Origin of the sequence: Streptomyces enissocaesilis, assembly GCF_039533765.1 — a bacterium.
GTDB lineage: Bacteria > Actinomycetota > Actinomycetes > Streptomycetales > Streptomycetaceae > Streptomyces > Streptomyces enissocaesilis.
Map to the genome: position 1 here is coordinate 143,623 of NZ_BAAAUD010000021.1, position 22,462 is coordinate 166,084.

The following is a 22,462-nucleotide window of genomic DNA, read 5'->3' on the forward strand; positions in this document are numbered from 1 at the left end:
CCCACGACCTGCCGCTCCCCGGCCCGCTGCCGGCGCACCAGAGAGCCGGAGGCCGTAACCCCGGCCGTCGAGCCGGTGGAGAGCCCGGACGGCACCAGCCCCGTCGTGCCGGTGCGCGCGTCCAGCACGTCCCGGGCCGCGGGGGTGCGGGCCACCCGGGAAGCCGCGCCGGTGTCGGCGGCGGGCAGGAAGAGGAACAGCCCGGCGCGGCGGCGGGGGCGAAATCCCTGGTGGCGGGGTTTCGGCAGACAAGTGGAGAACCAAGGACGTACGATCGTACGCCCTTGGAGTGTACGATCGTACGCATGACGGACCACTTCGCGGGCGACCCGCGTACCCACCGTGAACGGATGCTCGCCGGAGACCTCTACATCGCCGACGATCCCGACATCGCCGAGGCCCAGCAGCGCGCCGTGCGCCTGACCGCCCGGTACCAGGCGGCGTACGCCGAGGACGTCGACGCCGCCCGGCCCGTCCTCACCGAGCTCCTCGGCGGCCTCGGCGCCGGCGCCCACATCCGGCCGCCGCTCTTCGTCGACTACGGCACGTACATCACGGTCGGCGAGGACACGTTCATCAACTACAGCCTCACCGCTCTGGACGTGGCCCCCATCACCATCGGCCGCGACTGCCAGATCGGCCCGAACGTGCAGCTGCTCACCCCCACCCACCCCGTGGATCCGGAACCGCGCCGGGACAAACTGGAGGCGGCCGAGCCGATCGTGATCGGTGACAACGTCTGGCTCGGCGGCGGGGCGATCGTCCTGGCCGGGGTGACCATCGGGGACAACAGCGTCATCGGCGCCGGAGCCGTCGTCACCAAGGACGTACCCGCCAATGTGGTCGCTGTGGGCAATCCGGCCCGGGTGATCCGTTCGATCTAGTACAGGTCGATCCCGTACAGGTTCCAGTGGAGGAGCGCACCGTGGCGACCGGACAGAACGACCCCGAGCGGCGGGAGCGCATCATCACCGCCGCGCTCGACCTGATCGCCGAAGAAGGGGTCGCCGGCACCTCGCACCGCAAGATCGCCGCTCGCGCCGGAGTGCCGCTCGGGTCGATGACGTACCACTTCGGCGGCATGGACGAGCTGCTGCGCGAGGCGTTCACCCGCTTCTCCAGCAGCATCGTCGCCGTCTTCGAGGAGCGACTCGGGGCCGCCACGACACCCGACGAGGCCCGTGAGGCGATCGCCGACCTGGTCCACCGCCTGTCCAGCGGCAACCAGCGCGAACTGGTGCTCACCCACGAGCTGTACACCCTCGCCGCCCGCAAACCCGCCTACCGCGAGCTGACCCGGGAATGGATGAGCCGCAGCCGCCGTGCCCTGCGGTGGCACTTCGACCCGGCGACGGCCCGCCAGCTCGACGCGCTGATCGAGGGCCTGTCCATCCACCGCGCCCTGGAGACCGAACCCCACGAACGGGCCCTCACCCTGGAAGCGATCACCCGCATCACGCGGGGCGGCGGCGCGGCCGCCCGATCCCTCGAAGCCCCTGGCCGGCACCCCACCTGACCAAGGTGCCGGCCAGGTTCTCCCTGTGCCGTCCCGGCGCCGGCGGGACGCGCGTATCACTCACCGCTCCGCCTGCTCCGCCCGGCCGGTCGGTTCCATGACCGGCCCGCAGGCGGCTTCCCGCCCGTTCCGTGCCCAGCTCTGAGAAGAGGCGCTCCAGTGGGCTCCATGGCCGGTGCGGACAACCGCCCCTGCCGCGCGGTGGACAACTGCGCCCAGGGGCCCGCCTCCCCTGCCGCTGAAGCCACCTCGCCGGATCGTCACCCCTCGAAGAAGACACCGCACCGGCAATGCGCACAGGGGTGTGGGTCGCAACCACCGGTTGCGGCCCACACCCCTGCAACGGCAACGGCCCAGGAGGGCGCTCAGCGCTTGAAGGCGTCCTTGACGTGCTCGCCGGCCTGCTTCACGTCGCTCTTGGCCTGGTCTGCCTTGCCCTCGCCCTGGAGACGCTCATCGCCGGTGGCCTTGCCCGCGGTTTCCTTGGCCTTGCCCTTGAGCTTGTCGGCGGTGTTCTCAGTCTTGTCAGCAGCGCTCATCATGCTCTCCTTACGTTGCGCCCTACGTTGTGGCTCTGACAATCCGCTGCCCCGCATCAGCGCTGTTATGCGGCTGTGCCGCGTCCGCCACACGAGTGGGCCACCGGGACGCCGCAGACGACCTCCGTCGGAACCAGTGCGTCCGAGCAGTTGTTTGGCATCGTCGGACGGGGGCAAACGGCGATTCACAACCTGCTGCTGCGGCCACAACCGAGGCCGTGGCCCTGACTTTTGGAGTGCGTACGCATGGGAATCATTTCGTGGATCATCCTGGGTCTGCTGGCCGGTGCGATCGCCAAGTTCCTGCTGCCCGGCCGTGACCCGGGCGGCATCCTCATCACCATGATCCTCGGTGTCCTGGGCGCACTGCTGGGCGGCTTCCTCGCCCAGGCACTCTTCGACGTCGACCCGATGGACGGTTTCTTCGAGATCTCCTCCTGGCTGTCGGCGATCATCGGCTCGCTCATCCTGCTCGTGATCTACCGAGCGGTCGCGGGCAAGCGCCACCACGCCTGACCACACACCGAACCGAATCCGCAGCGGGCACCGGACTTCCTTCCGGTGCCCGCTGCGCTGCGCCTCCCCATGGCCCCTGGGGGACCGGGACGCGCTGCTCACGGGAGACCGAAGCCGTTCTCCCGGTGTGTCGAACTCCGCGGCGCAAGGTACCGGCGGAACGTCTCATCTGCGATTCTCCGCATGCGGCTGCCGGGGCGTGCTGATCGATACGGCTTACGCGCCCCCTCACCGGGACAGTCCCTTCACCAACGTCACCCGGCGTATTCACGACTCTGCGTCCGGTGTCGTGCCGCCCCGCTGAGCACGACTCAGCACGACGGGGACCGCCGGTCCTCGGTGGGGAAGGGGGGCTGCGTACGAAGCGGCCCCGCCCCCCTCCACTGCCCGGTGCCACCGGCGGAGAGGTCAGCCCGTCGGCTGTGTCCCGTGTGTCCCGTGTGTCCCGCCGGACAGGTGGGCGGGCAGGCTGCGGTGGCCGTTGGAGATGAACGATTCCACGGGCACCAGATCGGACGCCGGGACGGCCAGCCTCAGGCCCGGGAAGCGCTCGAAGAGGGCGGGCAGGGCGATCGCGGCCTCCATCCGGGCCAACGGCGCTCCGAGGCAGAAGTGGACACCGTGTCCGAACGCGAGGTGTTCCTTGTTCACCCGGGTGACGTCGAAGCGGTCCGCGTCCTCGCCGTGGAGCGCGGGATTGCGTCCGGCGGCGGCGTAGGCGGCGAGGATCGCGTCGCCCTTCCTGATCGTCACCCCCATGGTCCCGATGTCCTCCACGGCGTAACGCAGGGGAAGATTCGCCACCGGAGCCTGGACGCGCAGGGTCTCCTCGATCACGTCGTTCCAGGAGGCCCTGCCCGTCCGGACCAGTTCGAGCTGGTCCGGGTGGGACAACAGGGCGTGGATCGCGTTGTCCAGCAGGTTGACCGTGGTCTCGTGCCCGGCGCTGATCACCAGGAGCAGGGTGTCGACCAGCTCGGCTTCCGTGAGCCGCGTGCCGTCCTCCTCCCGGGCCGCGATCAGAACGCTGGTCATGTCGTCGCCCGGCTCCCGCCGCTTGAGTGCGACGAGGTCGGACAGCACGGTGTGCATGCCCTGGAAGGTGGCCGCGACCTCCTCGGGGGCGGCGGCGGTGTTGAAGATGCTGTCCACCAGACGACGCAGTTCCTTGCGCGTGTCTTCGTCGTCGACCCCGAACAGTTCGCAGATGACCTGGATGGGGATCGGGTAGCAGTACTCCTCGCGCAGGTCCACCACCTGCCCCTGAGGGACGGCGGCGAGCCCGTCGAGCAGATCGGCGGTCATCTCCTCGACACGCGGGCGCAGGGCCTCCGTGGCGCGCGCGGTGAACGCCGTGGAGACGAGCTTGCGCAGGCGCCTGTGGTCGCTTCCGTAGGCGGTGAACATGTTCGTCACGGCGACCCATGTGAACAACGGCCACTCCGGGGTTATCTCCCCGTTGATCCACGCGGGCCAGTGCCGGCGGGGGTCCTTGGACACACGGGCGTCGGTGAGCAGCTCCTTGAGGAGCGCGTGGTCGCTTACCGCCCACGCCACCACCTGGCCAGGGAGCTCCACCAGCGCTGCCGGCCCCCGTTCCCGTACGCGGGCTCCCTCTCCGTGGATGTCTGCGCCGGAGACGTCGATGACGAGGGGGCGGGATTCGTGTTCCATGTACTGGCTCCAGAGGGCTCGTCCGTAGTGACCGGCACGGTGATGGGGGGAAAGCGCACAGGCAGGGCGGCCAGAGCCCGGTGGAAGGGCCCCTGCCGCCACTCCAACCGGCTTACCCCCACCGCCAGTTCGGTATCCGGGAGCCGGTCGAGGAGTTTCTCCACGGCAACGGCGGCGATCAGCCGGGCGGGGGACTTCGCCGGGCAGGTGTGCGCGCCGGCGCTCCACGCCAGGTGCGCGCGGTTGCCGCCGCGCCGGTCGCCCGCCAGGGCGGGGTCGGTGTTCGCGGCGGCCAGGCTGACCAGGACGGGATCGCCCTCGCGCAGCAGGGTTCCGTCGAGCTCCAGGTCGTGGAGCGGGTAGTGGATGGCGTAGTTCGCCATCGGCGGGTCCGTCCACAGCACCTCGTCGAGCGCGTCCTCGACGGGCATGCTGCCCCCCGCGAGGTCGCCGCCGAACCGGTCGTCGGACAGCAGCAGCCGCAGACCGTTGCAGATGAGGTTCTGCTGGGGCTCGGTGCCCGCGCCCATGAGGACCACGAGCTGGTGCATCATCTCCTCGTCGGTGAGCCGTGCGGGATGGGCCATCAGCCAGGACGTCACATCCGCTCCGGGCCGCTCCCGCTTGAGGGCCACCAGCTCGGCCACGCCCTCGGCGAGGACCGCGTTCGCCTTCTCGGAGTCGGCGTCGGCGTCGAAGATTCCCGACATGCCCTCGACCAGCTTGTCCCCGGTCTCCGGCGGGCAGCCGAAGAGCTGGTTGAAGACGAGCAGCGGCAGGATCGCTCCGTACTCGCCGAGAAGATCGGCCCGCCCCTCGGGGCCGAACCGGTCGATGAGGGTGTCGGCGCTGTGCTCGACGTAACCGCGCAGCGCGTTCGGGTCCACGCGGCTCAGACTGTCGGTGATCGCACCACGCAGCCGCGCGTGCTCGTCACCGTCGGTCCACAGGGCGTTCGGCCGGTACATCATCATCGGGACGACGGGGCTGTCCGCGGGGACCGTCCCGTCCGCGAGGCCCCGCCATCGGCGCGGGTCCTTGGAGAACCGCTCCGGGCTGCGCAGCACCTCGAGGGCGGTCCGGTAACCGGTGACGAGGGACGCGTGGACTCCGGGGGCTATCTCCACCGGCGCGATGGAGCCGTACGTGCGCAGCCGTGCGTAGACCGCGGCCGGGTCGGCGGCGAACTCCGGTCCGTACAGGGACTCAGCCGTACGGAGGGCGGCAGGGGAGGCCGGACCGGCCGCGCCTTCCCCGGGCCCGGCGTGTGCCGGACAACCGGGTGGCGGTACCGCGTCCGGGCCGGACCGGGGGGTGGTCATCGAAGCTCCTGGAAGGTACGGGTCTGGAGGTACGTGACCAGGGAGATCAGCGCCTCGGTGGAGGACGCGGTGTCGCGCGCGTCGCAGAGGACGAGGGGGGTTTCCGGGAGGAGGTCGAGTGCTTCGCGTATTTCCGCTTCGGGGAACACCGGTGCGTCGTCGAACTGGTTGACGGCGACCGCGTACGGCATGCCGTGCTCCTCCAGCAGGCCCATGATGTCGAAGGACTGGTCGAGCCGCCGGGTGTCCGCCAGCACCAGGGCTCCCAGGGCCCCGTTCAGCATGTCTTCCCAGAGCTTGGTGAAGCGTTTCTGCCCGGGAGCGCCGAACAGGTACAGCACCAGCCGCTCGCTGAGTGTGAGGCGGCCGAAGTCCATGGCCACGGTGGTCGTGGTCTTGTCCGGGCTCCCGGCCAGGTCGTCGATCGGTTCGCCGGCCTGCGTCATGGTCTCCTCGGTACGCAGCGGCCGGATCTCGGACAGGGTGCCGACGAACGTGGTCTTGCCGACCGCGAAGTGGCCCACGACCAGGATCTTGACCGCGGTTCTGACCGTGTCCCGGACGTAGACCTGGTCAGAGCCGGGCGCGGAGTCCATCAAGCACCTCCTGGAGAAGCTGGTCGTCGGGGAGCTGGGCCCTGGGGATGGGGGGCCGGGTGGTGATGTGGCCGCTGTCGATCAGATCGCTGAGCAGGACCTTGGTGACGCTGATCGCCAGCGTCAGGTGCCCTGCCACTTCGGCGACCGACAGCGCTCCTCCTCGGCAGAGCTCCATGACGCGGCGCTTCTCCGGACTCGGACCGCTGAGCGGCCGGTCGCCCACGGCCACCACGAGCGTCACCAGGTCGAGCGTGTTACGGGTCGGGTGGGCACGGCCGTCCGTCACGACATAGGGGCGCACCAGGCCCCGTTCGCGCCTGTGGGGTGGGCTCATGCCGGACGGCTGGTGCCCGGCCGGGCAGGTACGGAGTCCCGCCGGGGCGGACTGGTCAGTTCCTTGCCCAGCCGGTCGACGAGCTTGTGCATGCCGTAGGTGACCGCCTCCATGTCCACGTTCTGGGTGGCGGAGACCGCCAGGTAGGCCCCGGCGCCGGCGGCGACCAGGAAGACGTACCCGTCGACGAATTCGACCAGTGTCTGCTGCCAGGGGGAGGACTCCTCGGCGCAGAACTCGGCGGTGCTGCGGCTGATCGACTGGAGACCGGACAGCGCGGCGGCCTGCCGCTCCGCCTCGTCGCGACCGATTCCCCGGGAGTGCGCCCGGAGCATGCCGTCCGCGGACAGCAGGATCGCGTGGCGGGCTTCCGGGACCTTGAGGACCTCGTCGAGCATCCAGCCCAGTTCGTTGGCCATGTGGTCGTTCATTCCTGCGGATTCCCTTCGTCGTCTTGAGAAGCGGCGCGCCCGAAGCGGGTGCCGCGCGCGAACGCACCCATGCGGAAAGCGGTCTCGGCGGCCGGGCGGACCGGGGTGTGGCCGTCGCCGGACGGTGTGGCGGGCACCTGCTGCCCCGCTGCCTGGTCCTGGACGGCCCGGCGACGGCGCTTGGGGAGGCCGCCCGCCGTGGAGGCCCGGGGGGCAGCGGCAGCTGCGGCGGGCAGTTCCTGCCCCGGGGGCACCGGAGCCACGGGCGCGGGCTCCGCACCACCCGGCAGGGCCTGCGGGGCGTCGGACCCGGACCCGGACCCGGACCCGGATCCGGACCCGGACCCGGACCTGGATCCGGACCGGGATCCGGAACCGGACCTGGAGGCCGCGGCCGGGGTGATCGGAGCGGAGGGCGGCACGGGGACCGGCTCTGCCTCCCGTACGGCCGCCGCCTTGACGGTGCCTGCGTGATCGAGGAGTGCGTGGGGGAGGAACACCACGGCGCGCACGCCCCCGTAGGGGGACCGGGTGTCGACCGAGACGGTGAACCCGTACCGGGCGGCCAGCACACCGATGGCGGCGAAGCCGAACTGCGGCGGGTCACCGAGCCGGTTGATGTCGACGTCCTCCCGGCCCGACAGGCGCCGGCCCGCCTCCTCGGTCTCGCGTGCGTCCATGCCGACGCCGGCATCGTCGATGACCACACAGATGCCGTTGTGCGCGGGCTGGATGCCGACCTCGACCTTGGTGTCGGGCTGCGAGTGCCGTGCCGCGTTGTCCAGCAGCTCGGCGACCGCGAGCACCACGGGCTCCACCGCCCGGCTCACCACGTTCAGGCCGACCCGCGAATGGATCTCGACGCGCCGGTAGTCCCGGATCCGGGACGTCGCGCCCCGTACGACGTCGATCAGCGGTGAGGCGACCCGCTGCCGGCCCGGCCACGATCCGCAGAGTACGGCGATGGCCTGCGCCCTCCGGCCGAACTGTGCGTTCGCGTGATCGATCTCCAGCAGGTCCTGGAGCACCTCCGGACTGTCGTGCCGGTCCTGCATGTCCGAGATCGACAACTGCTGCTCGTTCGCCAGGGCCTGGAGCGCGCGCATCGCCGCCTTGAGCGTCGCTCTCGCCGACTGGTCGGCTCGTGACCGTGCCGCGTCGGCCACTCTGGTGAACAGGTCCTCGATCTGCCGCAGACTCTGCCCGTACGCCGTCGGGCCCAGCTGCGGGTCGAGCAGGCCGGGCACGGATACGGGCTGGTGGGGAGCCTCGGCCAACACGGGAAGACGGACCTCGACCAGGTGCCGGGCCTCTTCGTCACGAGCGCGCAGGCCGGCTTCCAACGCCGTCTGGCGCCGGCGCAGAGAGGCGGTGAGCCGGCGTTGGCGTACCAACAGGACCAGGCCTGCGAGCGCCATGGCCGCGAGGCACCAGATCACCGCCTCCGGTATGTGTTGTGTCATCAGTTCCTCATGGGTGGGGGGATGAGGTGAAGCAGGACAGCAGGGCGGGACGAGCCGGAGAAGGTGTCTGTGCGTCCCGCCGGGTCCCGGCGGAGAGCAATCCGGAAATCGGCACACTGATGGGGTGATGTCCGAACTCCCGTGCCCACCAAGGGTGCTGGAGTGGCTGATCATCCTAGGTATGGCAGGCGGCTTCAAGTTCCTGGGACAGGACGAGCCATATCGGCCGCCGGACCCGCCGCCCCGGCCGACCGCTGGGTCTTCCCCCAAGAGCGGGGGCCGGGGTGCACAGCCGCGATGACGCCGGCTTCCTGCACGGGGATCTTGCCCTGTCCGGCCGGCCGACGGACGCGTCGGCCGAACCGGCAGCGCTCCGTGACGCCCGGAACGTACAGCAGGAAAGCAGGAAAGAGCGGATCGGGGCGGGAACCGGAAGCCGGGGAAGCCGTCGGGCCGGGGAAGAAGAGTGGCCCCGCGGCCTGGGGGTGGGCTCGCGGGGCCATCTCGGGCCCGGACGACGGGGGGTGTCGTCCGGTCGGGGGGACCATGGTGCCGGTGCCCCGCGAAGGAGGAGTCATGCACGGCGGTTGGCCGGGCGGCCGAAAAGTTCGCGGCGGGTCCGGGCGGGCTGTTGGAATGGCGCCGCACGACGGTCACCTCGGTCTTGCTCACGGAGGGCCGGACGAGAGGCCCGAACCATGGAGACATGGCTGAAACCCTGCCCTTGTCCTTGCCCGGCACCGGGCGTCAGTGGCGGTCGTCTCGCACCGCTCGACGTACCGCGCGGGATCACGATCCTGGACGCGCTGATGACCGACGGGTGGATCGCCACGGCTCCCGGCGGGGTACGGCATACGCGGCCACCGCCCCGCTCACGGTTGCGCTGATGCCGACCGGGCTGTCCTTGGTCCGCACCGCCTCCACCTGGCCCGTGTTCCGTATGACTGACCTGCCAGATGCTGTCGGACCCCGTCGTCCCGGGATTTTCGCAACAGTCCCTCCCGCAGAAGCCGGGCCAGAACCGCAACCGGTGTGCAGAGCCACGCGTGCTGTGACCGATGCGTGCAGATCGATCAGCCAGTGCGACGTGCGCTCCCGCCGTCGACGGCGGGAGCGCTGTTCTCAGGAGCACGGCGCCGTCCGACGGCGTTCCGCGAACCTGCGCCCAGTGGCGGACTGCCGGCGGCGCATGGGCGAGCGGGGCGTCCGGCAAGCCCGTGACGCTCTGTTTTCCTCCTGCTGGCCTATGCCGATTCGCCTGTCCCGGCTTGGTGGCTTCTTATCGGAAACGGGGGTGAGTGGGCCCCCGGCTGGTTGCGATCGCTGGAGGGCGACCCATGTATGAGATGCACGCGGAGCCGATACCGGGCCAGGACGGGCTGGTCTGGCATGTGATCAGCAAGGAGACGAGAGCCAGCGCCCTGTGCGGGCGCCCCCTGGCGCCGCCCGCCTCACCTGCCCCGCCCAAGGGTGAGGCAGCCGAGGAACGTTACTGCTCCTCCTGTATGACCGCCGTCGGTTCGGCTGTCGAGCGCAACCTGCGGCGGCCGACCACCACCTGATCCGCGCCACTCGTCCGGCATGAGGGAACGCCGTAGCCGACATGGCCCGCAGACGGCCCGGTCGGACGGTGGCCCGGGCCCGGCCAGGGGCACAGGGTGATCCCGGGTTCCGGCCCGCGGTTGACCGTCGGCCGGGTGGGACCAGCCGCCGGGGGAGCCGAGAGGAAAGGGCGGACCGGCGTGGCTGTGGCGGCACGCCCGGGCTGCTGGGCACGGTGGCGAATCCGGTCTCGTTGTTTTCCGGCTGGGGCGGCACGTCATCGGGGAGGGAGGTCGAGTACCGCACGGGGACGCACCGGTCTCCTTCGTGCAGGGGCGCGGCCGGCTCCCAGAAGGCATGACGGGCAATTCGGCCTGGTGATCTACCGGCTACCGGCTCAGCGACCGCTTTGCCGCCAGAGATCGCACGGAAACCGAACGCCGCACGCGAGAGCCCTCCTTCTGGCAGCACGACGTACTGCGGTGCGTGGTCACGGGTGTGTGATCACGCACCACTGTCTCCCGTACCGATTTCGTGACAGTGCCCCCGTGCCGCCATTCCTCTGCCGCTGCCGGCACGTTGTCAGACAATGAACCAAGATGACGTTACGAGCCCCGTCGAGCCCGCCGACAACTGGCCCGGACACCTCCACCATCCCGAAGCGTCGCTGAACAAAACGGACAGGCTGGCGACCGCTCTGAAGTACCTGCAGTTCCTGCTGCTGGCCCTTGCTGTCCTTGCCGCAGTCCTGAACCTCGCCGCAGTGCTGGCCGACCCCGGCCGGCCCTGACGCCGGGGCGCCGTTGCACCCGCCCGGCCCCGGGGCCTGAGCCCTGGGGCGAACTCCGCCGAAACCGCCTCCTGCCGAGCCGGTGTCCTGGTCCCAGGACACCGGCCCCGCTTCACCCTTCACCAGGAAGCAGGCCCGGACCATCAGCTGTGAATGTGCCGACCGATCCGGATTTCGCTGTCCGTGGTGACAGGGGTGGGGGTGTCCGGGCAGTGAGTGGAGTGGTCCTTCCACGCGTCGGAGTCGGCTTCGGGTTCATGGAGGCGGATTTCGCCGCACAGGACGCACCGTTGGGCTCGGGCTGTTGGCGGCAGGCAGTAAAATTCGCGGGCCTCGACGGGCAGTGCGTAGGGCTCGATCATGTGCTGCTGTGTTCCCCCGTCGGCGATTTTGAAGTTCGCCGCTCTGTCCTCCGTTCGGGTGGCGGTGTTGGCGGCGTGCTGACATGTGCGCCGAGGCGGGGCCCGAACGGATCACTGATCCGGTGGGACGAAGCACGGCGGCGCCGGACTCGCCCCGCCCGGCCGCCGGGCATCGCCCTTCTCCGTTCTCAACCACGGACAGGGGCAGCACGACTGTCGGTTGCGCGTGGGCCGGTCCCCGTGTCCCGGCGGGCGGCGGTCACCCCTGGGCGGGTGGGTGTTTCCCGTGGAGTGCACGCCTACCGGTGTGATCGAGGGCGGGTGTGTTCTGCTGATGAGCGGTGGGGCGTGGCGTGGAGGAGGACGGGATGGACTGGCAGGCGTTCGCTCAGCAGATGGCCTCTTTGGCCCGGGACCTGCTGGCGCAGGAAAGTGTGGATGCCACGTTGCGGCGGATCACCAACGGCGCGGTGGAGCTGGTGGAGGGCTGCGAGGCGGCCGGCATCCTCCTGGTCCACGGCGACCGCGTGCAGTCCCTGGCACCGACCGAGCAACTGGTCATCGACAGCGACCAGCTGCAGGAGCGTTTGAGACAGGGCCCGTGCTTCGACGTGGCCCGCCGCGCCGGGCACGAGCGGGTCATGCGCGTTCACGACTTCACCCAGCAAGCCGACCGCTGGCCCGACTATGTGCCCCGGGCCCGTGGGCTGGGACTGGGCAGCATGATGGGTTTCCTGCTCTACACCGATGAGGAAGAACTGGGCGCGCTGGACCTCTACTCCCGCAAACCCGGCGCCTTCACCGAGGCCGGTGAGGCAGCCGGATGGCTGCTGGCCTCCCACGCTGCGGTCGCCTTCTCCAGCGCCCGGGCCGAAGCCCAGATGCGCGAGGCGCTTACCACCCGGCACCTCATCGGTGAAGCCATGGGCATCCTCATGGGTCGCCACGGCCTGGAGGAGGAGCAGGCTTTCGACGTCCTGCGCAAGTACTCCCAGGAAACGAACATCAAGCTGCGCGAGGTCGCCCGCCAGGTCTGCGAGACCGGCCGGCTCGCCGACTGATCCCGGCTCCCGGTGCCGACGACACGGGCCTCCCGGTACGCCGCCTTGTCCACGAGTCGGGGTTCTGGGCCCGGCTCGTGCGCGGCGGGGCCGGGACGCCCCGGGCCCGGATCCTCTGAAGGCGCCCGACCCGGGCGACACCCGGCACGCCGTCACCGGAGTGGCACGATGCCGACCGTCACACGGAAGGCGTGCCAGAGCCTTCCCGGGACTCCGGCACACCTTCCGTGAAAGAACTTGCTGGTATGCGATGTATCGGAAGGGAGGGCCGAGTCGTCGACCAGCTGTACCGCGCGAGGACGGTCCACGACCCTGTTTCCGCGACACCCGTCAGATACGCTTCGATCCGGCCTCGCACCCTGCTCCCTCGGCGCACACACCCGCTCCCGACGCCCCGATGTCCGGAACCTCCGAACGGCTGCGGACCGCATCATCGACCGCCTCGGGTCGGGCCTCGTCCGCGCCTCGTCCCCGCAGACAGCCTCGCAGGCGGCCCTGCGAACGATTCCGCACGGACGTCGTGCTGCTCGTAGACGGCACTCTGCCCCATCCGTGACTGCCAGGTCGCTGAGCAGCCGAAGAACTACCGCTGTTCCCTCCCACCACCATCAGGTGGTCATCGACACCGGCATCCGTCTCGTCGTCGTCGCCGTCGGCCGGCCTCTGCCCGGCAGCCGAAACGCCTGCAAGGCAGGGGAACCGTACGGCGAGAGACCCGCCGCCGGCCGGGCGACAGTGATCGGGGACGGCGGCCGCCGGAGCACCGGCCTGTCCATCCCCCAGCACGCTTCCGTCGGCTACGGGCGGACTCGGTCGAATCGGACGAACCCGCCATGGTGCTCGTCGTCCGTACCCCAGATCTCCTGCTCGTCGGGCAGGTGGACGACCGCCTCGATCTTGCGGTCGTCCTGCTTGGTGAACAGACGCAGAGGCGCCAGGTGCCCCCTCTTCTCCAGGTGCAGTACGGGCTGGTGCCGACGGTTCACGGACAGCTTTCCGGCGCTGTAGACCGCGGAACTGAACGGCCCGTCGTCCCTGTTGGGGTCCGACGCCGAGGAGACCAGCAGCGTCCCGTCCGGCAGGACCTTGAGGTCGCTGACGTGCCGTACCTCGTCCTCGTTCGGGAACGGTACGGCGAACTGCCGCGTGGCGGCAGGTCTGCCGATCCGCAGGGACTTCTCGTCGGTCTTCACCGGGGCCGCACGCATGACGGACTTCTCCTCACTCTTCCCCCGGGTGGCCCACACGGCGAAGGACCTCCCCGAAGGATGGCGGAAGAGCGCGAAACTCTCGTAGTTGTCACCACTCGCCCTGCCCGGGAGCGGGACCGGCTTGTCCTGGACCGTCGCCGTGTCACCTGTCACGACGATGTGGTAGGCCACGCCCTCGCTTGCCACTGCGATGTAGTGGTCTCTCCGGCCCGGAACCGCATCGAGCGCCTCCAGGTCCTCCGGCAGCGGCCCCTTCCACCGCAGCGCCGTCGTCACGGGCTCCTCGCCGGGCCTGAGCCGCACCGTGACCACCCGGTCCTGCCCTTCCTCCTTGTTGTCCCGCACCACCACCACATCGGCCCGGTCACGGCTCACAGGCGCGCCTTCGACCACCGCCATGCCGCTCACGCCGCCCGTGATGCCTGTGCCCACGCGCTGCCACGGGGGCAGTTCCGCGGCCCGGGTCCCCAAGGCGGAAGCCACGAGACAGCCACAGGTGACTCCCAGTACGACGCATCCTTTTCTGATCATGACGCGACGCTAGAGCGCGCGTGTCTTTCCGTAAAGCGCACGCCGCACGAGCCACCCCGTGCCGGAGGGGACCCCCCTCCGTCTGGTCTACTCCCTGAAATCCGCGCCCCAGGACGCTGTCGCCCCCTGACGCCGGGCGGGAGGGGGCCCGGGAGTCCGCGCTCCCCCTCCGGGACAGACGGTTCCGGGCGAAGCCTCCTTGCCCGGAACCGTCCGGACCATGCAGTGCGCGCAAGGGGACAGTTCCGGACGCACTTCCCGGCGTACGGCAAAGCGGAGTGTCACATGTTCCACGGGATGGAGCGCGGTGCGGGAGCGGGCCTCCAGGCGGTCGGCGCCGCCCAGTCACCGGTCTCGAACCATCGCTCGACCACGGGCGCCCAGGCCCGGAAGTCGATGCCGTGCTTGTCCAGCCAGGCGTCGTTGTAGTACGAGGTGCGGTAGCGCTGGCCGAGGTCGCAGAGCACCGTGACGACCGTCCCCCGCTCGCCCCGCTCGCGCATCTCCCGCAGGATCTGCAGCGCGCCGAACAGGCCGGTGCCGGTGGACGCCCCGGGTGCGGTGCCCAGGCGGTCGGCGGCCACGCGCATGGTGGCGATGGACGCGGCGTCGGGCACCCGGATCATGCGGTTGATCATGGGGAAGAGGAACGACGGCTCGACCCTGGGGCGGCCGATGCCCTCGATCCGTGAGCCCTTCCCGGTGGCGGTACGGTCGTTGTCGCGCCAGCCGGGGAAGAACGCGGAGTTCTCCGGATCCGTCACACAGACCCGCACCCTGCTTCCGGTGTACCGGGCGTAGCGGCCCACCGAGACGGCGGTGCCGCCGGTGCCGGCGCCCATCACGAACCAGTCCGGGTCCACCGCACCGATGACCTCCGCCGCGAGGCCGTGGTCGCTGCGCCAGTCGTACGCCCGCTCCGCGTAAGTGAACTGGTCCATGAAGTGCCCCTTGTGCGTGAGGGCGACTTCCTGGGCGCGCTTGGAAATGTCGGCGCCGGCTGCCTCCATCACTTCCCCGCCCAGGTCACGGATGGCCTTCTTCTTCTCCTCGGCGGTGCCGGTCGGCACCACCGCGATGAACCGCATGCCGAGTTCGCGGCAGAACCATGCCTCGGAGATGGCGGTCGAACCGCTGGACGCCTCGACCACGGGGCCGTTGCTGCGCAGCCACCCGTTGGCGAAGGCGTTGAGGAACAAGGCCTCGGCCAGCCGGTGCTTGTGGCTGCCGGACGGGTGGACCGACTCGTTCTTCACATACAGCTTCAGCCCGTGGAAGCTGCGAGGCAGTTCGAGTTCCGTCAGTGGTGTCGTCCGGGACGGCATCCGGCGGATCTGCTGGATGCGGTCGTTCACCCACTGCCGTTCGTCCGGGTGACGGTTGGAGAGGTCCTCGACCGCGGCTGCCGCGGCTCGCTCCGAGCGGCCTCCTGCTTCGCGCGTCCCGCCGTACGCCGCACCGGCCCCGCCCGCCGACAACGCCGAACCCGCCACGGCGCCGGCACCGGCCAGCAGCATCGCACGTCTGGTCACACCCATCGAAAACCTCCATCGTCCCCACGCGCGCCACCCACCACCGGGACGGCATCGGGCCCCATCTCTAGCAGCGCCGCATCCCCCCTCACGGACAGCCACAGACGCGGTGCACGCAAATCACCTCTCCGGTCCAACCGCGAAGCCGAACCGGCGCGGAGGATGTCCGGCCGGCCGGCGGGACGTCGTCACCGCCTTGTCCGGCCGGGGCATTGCCTGCCGCACCGCCCACTGCCCGCGGCCGGGCGGCGGCCGAGGCGGTGGCGGCCTGTCTGCGAGCGGGGGAGGGGAGACCGGCCGCCGAACCGGGTCCCGGCCGCGGGCACCAAGTGCGGCTGCTGGCCGCTTCGGTGCGTATCCGGGGGCTGAACCGCCTGCGGTCGGTGGTCTCCGCCGGCGTTTGCCGGGCAGCCTCACTCACCCTTCAGGACGCCCGTCTGGACTATGGGGCGGAGGGTGCGCGGGTGTGTGTCGTCGCGTCGGAGGCCGAGGTACGGGGCGGGGTGCGACTTGGTGCCGACACCCTGCGCGACCGGGTGTTCGGCCGGGTGCCGGTGGCTCTGTCCACGCGCGTGCCCCTGCCTCTGCCTCCGGTCGTACCGTACGTAGAGCCGACCGACGTCCAGGGCCAGGACGTGACCTTCACGGCGGACGAGATGGACGCGCCGGGCGTGCTGATCACCGCAGGAGATGCCTGTCCGGCACCCTGAACGGACCGCCACGAACCAGAAGCCACGGCAAACCACCGGAAGGGATGGGGACCGGTACGCCCCCGTGGCTGGTTCGCGGACTCCTGCGACGAGACATGGAGGTTCGGGACGGACGGCGGACCATGGCACCTGTACGCCCGCCCGCTCTTGCGTTCGACCATGGGCGCGGTTTCCGTGGGTGGCCGACCCGGCCGTCGCTCAGAAACGGCTGGTGGTCAAACGGCTCGGGCAGAGGTGTATGCCGGACGCCCGGGGCCGGTCCGGGGCCCGCCGACGCGAGACGCCGAAGCGGTGATCGGCGGGGGCACCGGCACACTGCGCCGGCAGCAGGTGCTCGTCCTCGGCCGCTACGACGAGGACGGACGGTTGCGCGGCCGGTTGCTCCACGCCGCTGCCCCGGACGCGGTCCGCCGGCTCGCCGACCATCTCACCGAGGCCAGGCCGGCCCCGGCCATCCGCGGACCGGCGTACGGTCCACCGCTTCCCGAAGCTGCCGCGAGCCCCTGTCGGTGCGGGGGTGCTTCCGCGCGCTGAACCGCGCCCGCGTCCGGGTTCGCACCCGCACCCGTACTCGCGTCCGCAGCCCTCGCCGGGCCGGTCGTACCGGGGCCGGCGAGGGCTGCGAGTGGCGCGGGGTCAGACGGTCACGACGACCTTCCCGTGCACATGCCCGGACTGGCTCAACGCGAAAGCGTCCGCCAGCTCCTCCAGGGGGAAGGTCCGTGCCACCGGCACCGTCAGCTTCCCCGCGTCGGCGAGGGATCCCAGCTCGGCCAGGTCGGCGCCGCTCGGCCGTACCCACATCCACTGCCCGCCGGCGTCGATGACGGAGTTGTCCGCGATCGACGCGTGCCGACCGCCTTCGCGCAGGACGGCCAGCGTCGTGTCCAGGACCCCGCCGACGAAGTCCGCGACGACATCGACTCCGTCCGGCGCGAGTGCCCGGACGCGCTCGACGACTCCCTCGCCGTACGCTGCCGGCTCCGCGCCGAGCTCGCGGAGCCGGTCGTGATTGGCGGGGGATGCGGTACCGACGACCCGGGCGCCGAGGGCACGTGCGATCTGCACCCCGAGGGATCCCACTCCGCCGGCGGCGCCATGGATGAGTACGGTGTCACCCGGACCGGTGCCCAGGCGCGTCAGCACCTGGTACGCCGTGAGACCGGCCAGCGGCAGACCCGCGGCCTGGTCCCAGGTCAGTGACGCGGGCCGGCGGGCGAGGGCCCGCACGGGGACGGTGACGAACTCGGCGAAGGTGCCGCCGTGCACGTAGTCCTTGCGCGCGTAGGCGACCACCTCGTCGCCCACCGCGAACTCGGGCGCGTCGATGCCCACTTGCTCGACGACCCCGGCGACGTCCCAGCCGGGGATCACGGGGAAGAACGCTTCCATCAGGCCCTTCAGACCTCCGGCCATGATCTTCCAGTCGACCGGATTGACCGCCGCGCCCCGCACGCGCACGAGGACCTCGCCGGGGCCGACCTTGGGGCGCGGCTGCCGTGTCTCTGCGAGGACTTCCGGACCGCCGAAGGCCGAGTACGTCATCGCCCTCATGTCACTGCCGCTGTCGGGGGTGCCTGCCTCATCGTGTCCCATGACGTGCCTTTCCTCAGTGGTTTCCGGGTCTCGTCCGGATGATCGTTGTTCATGGGTTGCCGGAGGGAGGGGTGGTGAAACGGGGAGGCGGAGAATGGGGACCAGGGTGCCGTCCACGACGAGTGCGGTGCTCTTCGCGCTCCCCTTCCTCGTGGGGTTCGCCCTTCGCCGCAGGGCACTCCGTCCGGTGCAGCCTTCACGGCGCAGTGGGAGGAGCGCTCGACAAGGCGATGGCGGGATTCCGAGGCGGTGCGGCTGAGGCGGCCCGTCGTCGTTCCGGGCATGCCGGCCAACGCTCAGTGGGTTCGGGTACGCGCTGACCGAGCACCCCGACCGCACCTTCGCTTTCGGTGAGTTCAGGCCCTTCGGTATCCGCCCGACCGCCGGGTCCTGCCGGGTCGAGCAGGGCGAGCCGGACCGGCTGCCGGCGGCCTGCCACCGGACCCACGCCACTACCTGCTCCCACGAGTGCTACTCGGTCGGCGACGGCACTCTCCGGGGCGTCAACCGGCGCCGCAAGGGCACCGCTCCACCTGGACCGCACGGAGGAGCACCCGTGCGGCGCGTCCCGAGAATCGCCTCCTCGGCCCCGACATCGGCGTCAGTGGCGAAGTCCCCGGCGCCCTTGTCGATGCGGGTAAGGCGCCGACCGTACCTGGCGCGCAGACCTGCCCGCCCGCGCGCGCCGCAGCTATCGCGACCTCAGCATCGTCAAGGTCCACGTCTGGGTTGATCACGGTGTGCGGAGTATCCGGGCGAAGCCAATCCCTAGGGATCGGAGCCGAGTACGGGAAGGCCCAGGCGTACCCCGGAGCCGTCACCCAGACCTGGTCCGGCAGGTGAGAGGTGAGGCTCCGGGCCGGTTCCGCGGTGGGCCGACCCGCGAGCTTCACCTTGCTGTGGACTCCACCCGGTTCAACCCGGTCATGGACAAGCTCCGCCTCCCGCGCAGGAGACGTGGTCGTCCGCGCCGCACCCCGGCCGGCATCGGCGCCGACGAGACGCACAGCACCCGCGCCACCCGTGTCGACCTGGGCAGACGCGGACATGACCATCTCGGCACGGTATCTTCAGCGGTCTTCTAGCCCTGAGGGGCGGTCTTCTAGCCCTGAGGGGCGGTGTGCAAGACCGCGAACAGCCCTTGGGCACGGGTGCCGTCCGGCGTGCGCCAGGTGCCGGCGACGTGGCCGGCCGCTCCCTGCGGAAGGGGAGGCGGACCGTCCGGCATGGGACGCAGGACCCGGTGCAGACGGAGGGTCATGCCATGCTGCGCAGGCAGTCCGGTGCCTTCCTGGTCGTCGGTGGCAGTGGTGGTGAAGTCCGGGGAGGTGAAGTCCTCACCGGTGTAGGCGCGGGTGACTTCCCGGTCGGGGACGTCACTGGTGTCTTGGTCCTGGGCCTGGACCCGGCCCTCGGCCAGAGCCAGCAACTGGGCGACCAGCACAGGGTCGTGGCAGCCGTCGTAGGCCCATCGCCGCCCCAGCACCCCGTGCTCCATGGTGCCGACGAGAGCGTGCTCCAGTCCGTCGAGCGGGGCGCCGCGATAGGCGAGCGGCACCAGGTAGGTGGTCGGGTGAGGGCCGGAGGTGTCGGTGACCACGATGAACTCGATCCCGACCTCGCCCTGCGGGTCGTCCAGCCGGAAGCCACCGGCCTTGGCCAATATCGGTTCACCCGTGTTGCCGCAGTACCACGGGCGGGAGGGCAACCAGGAGGTGAGCAGTTCCAGCTTGGTCGGCTTGAGGACGGTGTGGTGGATGACGGCCATGCCGAAGATCTCTTCCGTTGAGCGGACGCGAGCCTTCACACCTTCCCATCCGTACGGTGCTGAAAGAACGGTTTCCACCCGACAAGATCGATGAGACAGGCTCCAGGACCTGGCGGGCCGACTGCCGAAGACGGAGTGCCGGTAGGCACGCCGTCGCCAGCCGCGAACGGCAGCGGCTGTGCGAACGGCCGGGAGATCGAGGAGGGCCCGAACATGATGGAGGTGTCCCACGGTGCCGACGCCGTCATCGCCCGCGGTCGGGGCGGCAAGATCGTCTCCGGCCGCCGCAGTGAGCAGGGAGTCGCCTGTCTGTTCGAGTTGTTGGTGTGTGAAAGCTTGCGAGAGCGACGGCTGTGCCGGCGCCGGCAGCGACGTGCAGGCGGTGAGGCCGGTCGGGTTCGTTTCCGAGGGGCCCGGGCTCAGCGGCGGAGGGTGGTCTCCCGCTGCATGTGCGACAGTTTTTCGGGATTGCGCACGGCGTAGAGCCCGGTGATGAGGCCGTCGTCGATGCGCACCGCCACGACGGTGTCGATCGCGTCGTCGAACCGGAGAATCAGCGCCGGGCAGGCATTGACCTGTGCCGGCCGCAGCGACCCCGTGGCGGTGATCCTGCCCAGCCCGGCGGCCAGCAGGCGGGCCACCTTGTCGGCCCCCACGACGGGCCGCAGGACGGCCTGCTTGATGCCGCCACCGTCGCCCATGAAGACGACATCCGGCGCGAGGATGTCGAGCAGGCCCTGCAGATCGCCCGTCTCGGCCGCCCGTTGGAACGCGTCGAGCGCGTCTCGGGTCTCGGTCGGGGAAACGATCCCGCGCGGCCGGCGCGCCGCGACGTGTGCCCGTGCCCGGTGCGCGATCTGACGGACCGCGGCCGGGTTCTTGCCGACCGCCTCCGCGATCTCGTCGTACCCGAGGTCGAACACCTCGCGCAGCACGAACACCGCCCGCTCGGTCGGCGTGAGCGTCTCCAGCACCAGCAGCATCGCCATCGAGACGCTGTCGGCCAGCTCGACGTCCTCGGCCACGTCGGGCGTGGTGAGCAGCGGCTCGGGCAGCCAGGTGCCGACGTAGGACTCCTTGCGCCGGCCGAGCGTACGCAGCCGGGTCAGCGCCTGACGGGTGGTGATCCGGACCAGGTACGCACGCTGGTCCCGCACCGTGCCGAGATCGACACCCGTCCAGCGCAACCAGGTCTCCTGCAGGACGTCTTCGGCGTCGGCGGCCGAGCCGAGCATCTCGTAGGCGACGGTGAACAGCAGGTTGCGATGGGCCACGAACGTCTCGGTGGCGGGGTCCGTGCGCCCGCCGCCGGCGAGCTGCCCGGCCGCGTCCTCTGCGCGCTCGCTGTGTTCGCTCTTCACCGGCTGCTCCTGCCTGTTCGCTCCGGACGGTGCCATGCGCACAAGACGCCGGTCCCCGCGGCTTTGTGACGCCCGTGAGCGGTGGCGCACGTCACACCGTCACTCCGTCACGAGGAGCCGGTCGCCGGCATCTCGTGTTCGTCCGGTGCGACACCACGAGTGAGGACGGAAGCCATGGAACCCCGTTTCAACCTGTTCGACAACGAGATCGCCGCCAAGTTCGCCAAGCGGTTCGCCAACGCCGGTCTGGTGATCCACCAGTCGCCGCTGCCGAAGTCCACGCAGGAGCTGGTGTCGCTGCGCGCCAGCCAGATCAACGGCTGCGGTTGGTGCATCGACATGCACACCAAGGAGGCCGCGACCGCCGGTGAAAGCGCGGTCCGGCTCAACCTGGTCGCGGCCTGGCGCGAGTCCACCGTGTTCACCGGGGCCGAGCGGGCCGCGCTGGCTCTCACCGAAGAGGGCACCCGGCTCGCCGACGCCCACCACGGCGTGTCCGACGAGACCTGGGCCCAGGTACGCGAGCACTACGACGACGACCAGACCGCCGCGCTGGTCTCCTTGGTCGCCCTGATCAACGCGGCCAACCGGCTCGCCGTGATCGTGCACCAGCGGGGAGGTTCCTACGAGCCCGGCATGTTCGCCGCCGCGTTCGACTGACCGGCGGACGAATCCGGCCCGGCCCGGCCCGGGATCATTCGATCCGGGCCGGGCCCGCGCGTGTCCGGGTGCGAACACGGCGGCCCTGGACACCCGGCTGAAACCGAGGGCCCGGCCGGCCAAGCAGCAACCCGCGTCAGGGCTTCGAGGCGGTCCCGTGGCTCCTGCCGGCCTTGTCTCGGCGGTGCCCTTTTTCGGTCCCAACGCCTGGGCTCGGTCCGGACGGGAGCCCGCCGTCGCCCGCGTGCAGGAAACGACCCGGCCCGGGAACCCCGCCGCCTCGATCGCGGGGCTTCTCGGTGCCCGCCGTAACACGATCTGCGAGTACGTCCAGAGGCGAGAGGCGGCCGGGGCGAGCTCATGGAAGCCACGGCTTTTCTCCGGCCTGCCCGACCTGCTACGACGCAGGAGCAGCCCGCTCGTTGAGCTGGAGCGGTCCGGCATGTCGCTGGGCAGGCTGATGGCCGAGGCCGCCCCGTACGACCGCTACCGCGGCCACGTGCACCGGTCCGAGCGCCGTACGAACGCCGGGCACCGGGCTCCAGCAGGCTGCCGCATCGGCGGACCCGTCAACCCGTTACTCCCGTGCCGGGGGCCGGTCCACCTTCCGCCCCTGCTGAAGATCCTGGGCGACGAGGAGAACCGGCGCCCTGTCTGCCCGAGCGGTCTGCACCCTCGTGGGCACCGCTTTCTACGGGGCATTCGAGGCCGCGAGTTCGTCGTCGGGGTGACCACCCTCCGTGAGGTCCAGGAGCACCCCCCAGCTCTTTTCGGGTGACTACAAGAGGGCGGGGTGGGTACTCAGCATGGTTTTCTTGCTGTGATTAACAAGAGGCGCTCGGGGCACGTGCTTACGTATGAATGGCGACCAGCACTTCCACCGTCCGCAGGCCCGGCAGGCTGACAGCGACCAGGCCGTGGAGGATCTGGCTGGTGCCGGGCCC

The 22,462-nt window shown here is 70.6% G+C and carries 22 protein-coding genes and 1 pseudogene; 10 read left to right on the forward strand and 13 right to left on the reverse strand.

Annotation, left to right across the window (positions count from 1 at the left end):
* Positions 1-305 precede the first annotated feature (305 nt).
* The gene (locus ABD374_RS11725) at positions 306-884 is read left to right on the forward strand and encodes a sugar O-acetyltransferase (RefSeq protein WP_344494224.1); all 579 of its coding nucleotides are present in this window, start codon (positions 306-308) and stop codon (positions 882-884) included.
* A 41-nt stretch (positions 885-925) separates the two neighbouring features.
* Positions 926-1,516, forward strand: a complete 591-nt coding sequence (locus ABD374_RS11730) for a TetR/AcrR family transcriptional regulator (RefSeq protein ID WP_344494225.1) — start codon at positions 926-928, stop codon at positions 1,514-1,516.
* A 365-nt stretch (positions 1,517-1,881) separates the two neighbouring features.
* Here the strand turns inward: ABD374_RS11730 and ABD374_RS11735 are convergent, their stop codons facing one another.
* Positions 1,882-2,055: a CsbD family protein gene (locus ABD374_RS11735; protein ID WP_344494227.1), complete on the reverse strand. Its 174-nt coding sequence runs from the start codon at positions 2,053-2,055 to the stop codon at positions 1,882-1,884.
* A gap of 246 nt (positions 2,056-2,301) precedes the next feature.
* On the opposite strand from ABD374_RS11735, the gene ABD374_RS11740 reads away from it, so the two are divergent.
* Positions 2,302-2,571, forward strand: a complete 270-nt coding sequence (locus ABD374_RS11740; protein WP_093797251.1) for a GlsB/YeaQ/YmgE family stress response membrane protein — start codon at positions 2,302-2,304, stop codon at positions 2,569-2,571.
* A 408-nt stretch (positions 2,572-2,979) separates the two neighbouring features.
* Here the strand turns inward: ABD374_RS11740 and ABD374_RS11745 are convergent, their stop codons facing one another.
* Genes ABD374_RS11745 through ABD374_RS11770 form a run of 6 tightly spaced genes read right to left on the reverse strand, consistent with a single transcriptional unit; the run spans position 2,980 to position 8,394 of the window.
* A complete protein-coding gene (locus ABD374_RS11745) occupies positions 2,980-4,131 on the reverse strand; it encodes a cytochrome P450 family protein (protein WP_344494271.1) in 1,152 nt (383 codons plus the stop codon).
* Positions 4,113-5,567, reverse strand: coding sequence for a cytochrome P450 (locus ABD374_RS11750; protein WP_344494228.1), 1,455 nt, complete (start codon positions 5,565-5,567; stop codon positions 4,113-4,115). Before ABD374_RS11750 ends, ABD374_RS11745 begins: the two co-directional genes overlap by 19 nt.
* On the reverse strand, positions 5,564-6,163 hold the full coding sequence (locus tag ABD374_RS11755) for a GTP-binding protein (RefSeq protein ID WP_344494230.1): 600 nt from the start codon (positions 6,161-6,163) through the stop codon (positions 5,564-5,566). Before ABD374_RS11755 ends, ABD374_RS11750 begins: the two co-directional genes overlap by 4 nt.
* Complete coding sequence (locus ABD374_RS11760) at positions 6,141-6,500, reverse strand: DUF742 domain-containing protein (RefSeq protein WP_344494232.1); 360 nt, start codon at positions 6,498-6,500, stop codon at positions 6,141-6,143. The genes ABD374_RS11755 and ABD374_RS11760 overlap by 23 nt, the downstream gene beginning before the upstream one ends.
* Entirely contained in the window at positions 6,497-6,931 is a 435-nt protein-coding gene (locus ABD374_RS11765; protein ID WP_344494233.1) for a roadblock/LC7 domain-containing protein, read from the reverse strand. The genes ABD374_RS11760 and ABD374_RS11765 overlap by 4 nt, the downstream gene beginning before the upstream one ends.
* Entirely contained in the window at positions 6,928-8,394 is a 1,467-nt protein-coding gene (locus ABD374_RS11770) for an ATP-binding protein (protein WP_344494234.1), read from the reverse strand. The genes ABD374_RS11765 and ABD374_RS11770 overlap by 4 nt, the downstream gene beginning before the upstream one ends.
* Before the next feature lie 1,337 nt (positions 8,395-9,731).
* On the opposite strand from ABD374_RS11770, the gene ABD374_RS11775 reads away from it, so the two are divergent.
* The 3 genes from ABD374_RS11775 to ABD374_RS11785 all read left to right on the forward strand — a co-directional run bounded on the left by ABD374_RS11775 (position 9,732) and on the right by ABD374_RS11785 (position 12,149).
* Complete coding sequence (locus ABD374_RS11775) at positions 9,732-9,956, forward strand: hypothetical protein (protein WP_344494236.1); 225 nt, start codon at positions 9,732-9,734, stop codon at positions 9,954-9,956.
* Between the two features lie 569 nt (positions 9,957-10,525).
* Entirely contained in the window at positions 10,526-10,726 is a 201-nt protein-coding gene (locus ABD374_RS11780; RefSeq protein WP_344494238.1) for a hypothetical protein, read from the forward strand.
* 730 nt (positions 10,727-11,456) lie between these two features.
* Entirely contained in the window at positions 11,457-12,149 is a 693-nt protein-coding gene (locus ABD374_RS11785) for a GAF and ANTAR domain-containing protein (protein ID WP_344494240.1), read from the forward strand.
* 797 nt (positions 12,150-12,946) lie between these two features.
* On the opposite strand, the gene ABD374_RS11795 is transcribed toward ABD374_RS11785, so the two are convergent.
* Both ABD374_RS11795 and ABD374_RS11800 read right to left on the reverse strand, forming a co-directional pair.
* The gene (locus ABD374_RS11795) at positions 12,947-13,891 is read right to left on the reverse strand and encodes a hypothetical protein (RefSeq protein ID WP_344494241.1); all 945 of its coding nucleotides are present in this window, start codon (positions 13,889-13,891) and stop codon (positions 12,947-12,949) included.
* Between the two features lie 281 nt (positions 13,892-14,172).
* Entirely contained in the window at positions 14,173-15,429 is a 1,257-nt protein-coding gene (locus tag ABD374_RS11800) for a PLP-dependent cysteine synthase family protein (RefSeq protein WP_344494243.1), read from the reverse strand.
* 497 nt (positions 15,430-15,926) lie between these two features.
* On the opposite strand from ABD374_RS11800, the gene ABD374_RS11805 reads away from it, so the two are divergent.
* Complete coding sequence (locus ABD374_RS11805) at positions 15,927-16,133, forward strand: hypothetical protein (protein ID WP_344494245.1); 207 nt, start codon at positions 15,927-15,929, stop codon at positions 16,131-16,133.
* A gap of 636 nt (positions 16,134-16,769) precedes the next feature.
* Here ABD374_RS11805 and ABD374_RS11810 read toward each other — a convergent pair.
* Complete coding sequence (locus tag ABD374_RS11810) at positions 16,770-17,687, reverse strand: NADP-dependent oxidoreductase (RefSeq protein WP_425577196.1); 918 nt, start codon at positions 17,685-17,687, stop codon at positions 16,770-16,772.
* Between the two features lie 588 nt (positions 17,688-18,275).
* A pseudogene (locus ABD374_RS11820) lies at positions 18,276-18,466 on the reverse strand (inositol monophosphatase family protein); the annotation flags it as partial.
* Between the two features lie 162 nt (positions 18,467-18,628).
* Between ABD374_RS11820 and ABD374_RS11825 the strand changes: the two are divergent.
* Positions 18,629-18,814, forward strand: coding sequence for a hypothetical protein (locus ABD374_RS11825; protein ID WP_344494249.1), 186 nt, complete (start codon positions 18,629-18,631; stop codon positions 18,812-18,814).
* Positions 18,815-18,831: 17 nt separating this feature from the next.
* Here ABD374_RS11825 and ABD374_RS11830 read toward each other — a convergent pair whose 3' ends face one another.
* A complete protein-coding gene (locus ABD374_RS11830) occupies positions 18,832-19,497 on the reverse strand; it encodes a maltokinase N-terminal cap-like domain-containing protein (RefSeq protein ID WP_344494272.1) in 666 nt (221 codons plus the stop codon).
* Between the two features lie 419 nt (positions 19,498-19,916).
* The gene (locus tag ABD374_RS11835; protein ID WP_344494250.1) at positions 19,917-20,894 is read right to left on the reverse strand and encodes an RNA polymerase sigma-70 factor; all 978 of its coding nucleotides are present in this window, start codon (positions 20,892-20,894) and stop codon (positions 19,917-19,919) included.
* Between the two features lie 138 nt (positions 20,895-21,032).
* Between ABD374_RS11835 and ABD374_RS11840 the strand changes: the two genes are divergently transcribed.
* Positions 21,033-21,518: a carboxymuconolactone decarboxylase family protein gene (locus tag ABD374_RS11840; protein WP_344494251.1), complete on the forward strand. Its 486-nt coding sequence runs from the start codon at positions 21,033-21,035 to the stop codon at positions 21,516-21,518.
* A gap of 244 nt (positions 21,519-21,762) precedes the next feature.
* Positions 21,763-22,296, forward strand: a complete 534-nt coding sequence (locus ABD374_RS11845) for a hypothetical protein (RefSeq protein WP_344494253.1) — start codon at positions 21,763-21,765, stop codon at positions 22,294-22,296.
* Positions 22,297-22,462 lie beyond the last annotated feature (166 nt).

What these genes read in the sequence shown, in the direction of transcription:
- ABD374_RS11750 (WP_344494228.1), bottom strand. Translation starts at nt 5,567, where the DNA reads ATGACCACCCCCCGGTCCGGCCCGGACGCGGTACCGCCACCCGGTTGT.
- ABD374_RS11785 (WP_344494240.1), top strand. Translation starts at nt 11,457, where the DNA reads ATGGACTGGCAGGCGTTCGCTCAGCAGATGGCCTCTTTGGCCCGGGAC.
- ABD374_RS11810 (WP_425577196.1), bottom strand. Translation starts at nt 17,687, where the DNA reads ATGAGGGCGATGACGTACTCGGCCTTCGGCGGTCCGGAAGTCCTCGCA.
- ABD374_RS11835 (WP_344494250.1), bottom strand. Translation starts at nt 20,894, where the DNA reads ATGGCACCGTCCGGAGCGAACAGGCAGGAGCAGCCGGTGAAGAGCGAA.
- ABD374_RS11740 (WP_093797251.1), top strand. Translation starts at nt 2,302, where the DNA reads ATGGGAATCATTTCGTGGATCATCCTGGGTCTGCTGGCCGGTGCGATC.
- ABD374_RS11760 (WP_344494232.1), bottom strand. Translation starts at nt 6,500, where the DNA reads ATGAGCCCACCCCACAGGCGCGAACGGGGCCTGGTGCGCCCCTATGTC.
- ABD374_RS11795 (WP_344494241.1), bottom strand. Translation starts at nt 13,891, where the DNA reads ATGATCAGAAAAGGATGCGTCGTACTGGGAGTCACCTGTGGCTGTCTC.
- ABD374_RS11770 (WP_344494234.1), bottom strand. Translation starts at nt 8,394, where the DNA reads ATGACACAACACATACCGGAGGCGGTGATCTGGTGCCTCGCGGCCATG.
- ABD374_RS11775 (WP_344494236.1), top strand. Translation starts at nt 9,732, where the DNA reads ATGTATGAGATGCACGCGGAGCCGATACCGGGCCAGGACGGGCTGGTC.
- ABD374_RS11780 (WP_344494238.1), top strand. Translation starts at nt 10,526, where the DNA reads ATGAACCAAGATGACGTTACGAGCCCCGTCGAGCCCGCCGACAACTGG.
- ABD374_RS11830 (WP_344494272.1), bottom strand. Translation starts at nt 19,497, where the DNA reads ATGGCCGTCATCCACCACACCGTCCTCAAGCCGACCAAGCTGGAACTG.
- ABD374_RS11755 (WP_344494230.1), bottom strand. Translation starts at nt 6,163, where the DNA reads ATGGACTCCGCGCCCGGCTCTGACCAGGTCTACGTCCGGGACACGGTC.
- ABD374_RS11735 (WP_344494227.1), bottom strand. Translation starts at nt 2,055, where the DNA reads ATGAGCGCTGCTGACAAGACTGAGAACACCGCCGACAAGCTCAAGGGC.
- ABD374_RS11840 (WP_344494251.1), top strand. Translation starts at nt 21,033, where the DNA reads ATGGAACCCCGTTTCAACCTGTTCGACAACGAGATCGCCGCCAAGTTC.
- ABD374_RS11800 (WP_344494243.1), bottom strand. Translation starts at nt 15,429, where the DNA reads ATGGGTGTGACCAGACGTGCGATGCTGCTGGCCGGTGCCGGCGCCGTG.
- ABD374_RS11765 (WP_344494233.1), bottom strand. Translation starts at nt 6,931, where the DNA reads ATGAACGACCACATGGCCAACGAACTGGGCTGGATGCTCGACGAGGTC.
- ABD374_RS11725 (WP_344494224.1), top strand. Translation starts at nt 306, where the DNA reads ATGACGGACCACTTCGCGGGCGACCCGCGTACCCACCGTGAACGGATG.